The following is a 3,487-nucleotide window of genomic DNA, read 5'->3' on the forward strand; positions in this document are numbered from 1 at the left end:
CACGAGGATCAGGGCGGGATAGGCTGCCGACCAGTAAAAGGCGGCATCCCAAGGCTCCTGAACCCTCGCGAATTTGGCGAATGCCAGCCACAGGACCGCGCCGGCGATCCCCAGACCGGCGATCCCAAGGGCCGAACGGGGCGCGATCATCGCGCCACCTTGGGGCGACCGGACCCACCGGTGTCGGGCAGGCGGCGGCCCCGTCCCATGGGTCTGGTTTCCTGCAGGGCCATCGGGTCCGGGGTCGTCATCTCAGCCGATCCCCAGCTTTGCGCGAACCTCGCCGGTCAGGTCCAGAAAGGCCTGCGCGGCAGGGCGGCGGGCGGCAAAGGTCAGGATCGGCGCGCGGTGAACCCCCATCCGTTCCACATCGCTGGAAAAGGGCAGGGTGGCACTGAGGAACCGCTTGGGATGAGCGTCGCGCATCCGGGCCATCGTTTCCCCGTGCAGCGACTTGCGCGCCTGCACCATCGAAAACAGCGCCGCGATCTTTTTGCGCATGGCCGTGCCTGCGCCGTCCTTGTCATCCCCGGCGATCTGCAGCAGCTGTTCGAACGTGCGTTCGGACAGGGTGGTGGGGATGACCGGCACAAGGATCAGATCGGCGGCATGAAAGATGGTCTGCGACAGTGCAGACAGCCCGGGCGGGCAGTCCAGCACGATCACATCGTAATCCCCATCCACCGCCTTCAGCGATTTCCCAAGCCGTGATCGGCCCTTTTTCATCTGCGACAGCAGCAGATCGGCATCGCGCAGCGCCGTGGTCGCGGGCAGGATGTCCAGATTGTCATAGTCGCTGCCCTTGATCGCCCCGGCGATCCGTTTGGCATCGTCGAAGACAACCTGATCCTGCAGGCGGCTGGACGGCTTGACCCGGACGTAAAACCCCGCCGCCCCCTGCGGGTCCAGATCGCACAGCAGCACCCGCAGGCCCCCCTCCGCCAGAGCATGGGCCAGATTGACCGCGACGGCGGTTTTCCCGACCCCTCCCTTGTTGCTGTAGCAGGCGATGACGGTCATGCGGGGGCCTTCCTGAGCGGGAACAAGATGCGGACCCTGTGGCGGATCCAAGAGGGGCGCGGCCCCCCGGCGGGCAGGCGGGGCGGCGATCAGCATGCCAACGCGGCACGCCGGTGCCGGATCCCGACGATGGACGATCGGATCGCGACTGTCCACGGCCCGGCCCGGCCCGGCGTCCTTGTCCGGACCAGACCGGCGTTCCGGCAGGCACCCGGACAGAACCGGGAAAGACAATCCTCTTGACGACTTCACGGATTAAACATTACTAGTGAAGTAACGGAGGACTTCACATGACAAGATTCGCGACGCGCCTGAATTCTTTTGCCGCGCAGGCCGACCGGGCATGGCCCGGCCATAAAGGCAAGCCGACGCTGGAGATGATGGTCGAACGCGCCGCCAGTGTGCCGGGCCTGACCCATGTGGACCTGAACTTTCCCGATCACGTCGCCGATGCGCCGACACTGGTCAAGGCACGGGTCAACGATCTGGGCCTGCAGGTGAACGGCCTTGCCATGCGTTATTACACCAACCCGGCCTTCAAGCTGGGCGCCTTTACCAATCCCGACCGCGCGGTGCGCCAGGAGGCGATCGACCTGACCAAGCGCGGCATCGATGCCGCGTTGGAGATGGACGCGCCCCTGATGACGCTGTGGCTGGGCCAGGACGGTTTCGATTACAGCTTTCAGGGTGATTACGGCCGCATGTGGGATGACGAGGTTTCGGGCATCCGCGAGGTCGCGAACCATGCCCCGGATTGCATGATCTCGATCGAATACAAGGCGAATGAGCCGCGCTCCTATGCGCTGCTGCCCGATGCGGCGACCACGCTGCTGGCGATTGCCGAGACGGGCTGCGCCAATACCGGCGTCACGCTGGATTTCGCGCATGTCCTGTATGCGGACGAGATGCCGGCCTTTGCGGCGACGCTGATCGCGCGGAAATCGCGGCTGCTGGGCGTGCATCTGAACGATGGCTATGCCAAGCGCGACGACGGGCTGATGGTCGGCAGCGTCCATCCCCAGGCCACGCTGGAACTGCTGTGGCAGATCACGCGCGACGGCTATGACGGGGTGATCTATTTCGACACCTTCCCCGATGCCTCGGGGATCGACCCGGTCGAGGAATGCCGCACGAATATCGAGGCGGTCGAACGTTTCATGGCGATGGCCACGCGTGTGTCGGGCGACAATGCCCTGATGGACGCCATCGCGACCCAGAACTCTCCCCTCAGCCAGCGCGCGGTTGCGCGGATCATGGCGGGGGTCTGACTTCACAATACTTTCGATTATCGTAAAGGGAGGAGACCCAAGATGATCTCGATGAAATCGTTTCTGATGGCCAGCGCCGTGACGGTGTTTGCCGGTGCCGCAATGGCGCAGGATCTGGCGCCGCTGAATTCGGACACCGAGGCCGACCGCATGGACTGGTCGGAACTGGCCGAACAGTTCGGCGACATGCCCGCAGCCCCCGAGGGCACGCAGGTCGGCGGCGTGTCCAAGACGCTGACCAATGAATACTGGCGCTCGCTTGGCGACGGTTATCAGAACATGGCCGATGCGAATGGCGTGGGCTTTGCCTATCAGGCCGCCCCGTCCGAGGGCGACCAGCTGGGCCAGCTGTCGATCGCCGAAAACATGATCCTGCAGGGCTACAAGGGCCTGCTGGTGTCGCCGCAGACCGACAACAACCTGCAACCGGCGGTCGAAACCGCCTCGGCGCAGGGCATCGTGGTCGTGAACGTCAATGACGCGGTGATCCCGACCGCCGAACATTATGTCGGCAACGTCCAGCGCGACAATGGCGTGCGCGTGGCGCAATGGTTCATCGACAATGCCCCCGAAGGCGGCAAGGTCGCCGTGATCGAAGGTCAGCCCGGCGTCTTTGCCGCAGGCCAGCGCACCGACGGCTTTACCGCCACGATCAGCGAGGCCGAGGGTTTCGAGGTCGTCGCCAGCGTCCCCGCCAACTGGAGCCGCGAGACCGCCTATGACGCCGCATCCACCATCCTGCAGCAGCATCCCGACCTGATCGGGTTCTATGCCAACAATGACGGCATGGCGCTTGGCGTGGTCGAGGCGGTCAAGGCCGCAGGTCTGCAGGAGCAGGTGTCGGTGTTCGGCACGGATGGCATCTCGGACGCTTATAACTCGATCCGGGCGGGCGATCTGACCGGCACCGTGGACAGTTTTCCGGTCCTGACCGGAGAGGTCGCGATGGAGGTCGTGCTGCGCCTGATCGGCGGACAGGATCTGCCGCGCGTCGTCGCCACCCCGCAGGCGCTGATCACCTCGGACAATATCGAGGAATACTCGGTCGAAGACACCGCCGCCCTGCGCGAGATGCTGCTGGCTGAATGATCCGGTCCCGGGTCCGGTCCTAAGCCCGGACCCGCTGATGCCGGGCAGGGGGCCCTGCGTGTCCTCCCGCGCAAAGGCCCTTCCTGACCGGCCGGATGGCGCCCCCCCAT

Annotated in this window: 3 protein-coding genes; 2 read left to right on the forward strand and 1 reads right to left on the reverse strand. The window is 65.1% G+C overall.

All coding sequences use genetic code 11. The features are described 5' to 3' along the window. Positions 1–252: 252 nt before the first annotated feature. Entirely contained in the window at positions 253–1,020 is a 768-nt protein-coding gene (locus EG885_RS22045; RefSeq protein WP_131578959.1) for a ParA family protein, read from the reverse strand. A gap of 290 nt (positions 1,021–1,310) precedes the next feature. On the opposite strand from EG885_RS22045, the gene EG885_RS22050 reads away from it, so the two are divergent. Together EG885_RS22050 and EG885_RS22055 are read left to right on the forward strand one after the other, a co-directional pair. Further along, positions 1,311–2,288 carry a sugar phosphate isomerase/epimerase family protein gene (locus EG885_RS22050; RefSeq protein ID WP_131578961.1) on the forward strand — a complete coding sequence of 326 codons (978 nt, stop codon included), beginning with the start codon at positions 1,311–1,313 and terminating at the stop codon, positions 2,286–2,288. 42 nt (positions 2,289–2,330) lie between these two features. Beyond that, positions 2,331–3,377: a sugar ABC transporter substrate-binding protein gene (locus tag EG885_RS22055; protein WP_207392389.1), complete on the forward strand. Its 1,047-nt coding sequence runs from the start codon at positions 2,331–2,333 to the stop codon at positions 3,375–3,377. Positions 3,378–3,487: the final 110 nt, after the last annotated feature.

Origin of the sequence: Paracoccus nototheniae (assembly GCF_004335005.1) — a bacterium.
Classification (GTDB): domain Bacteria; phylum Pseudomonadota; class Alphaproteobacteria; order Rhodobacterales; family Rhodobacteraceae; genus Paracoccus; species Paracoccus nototheniae.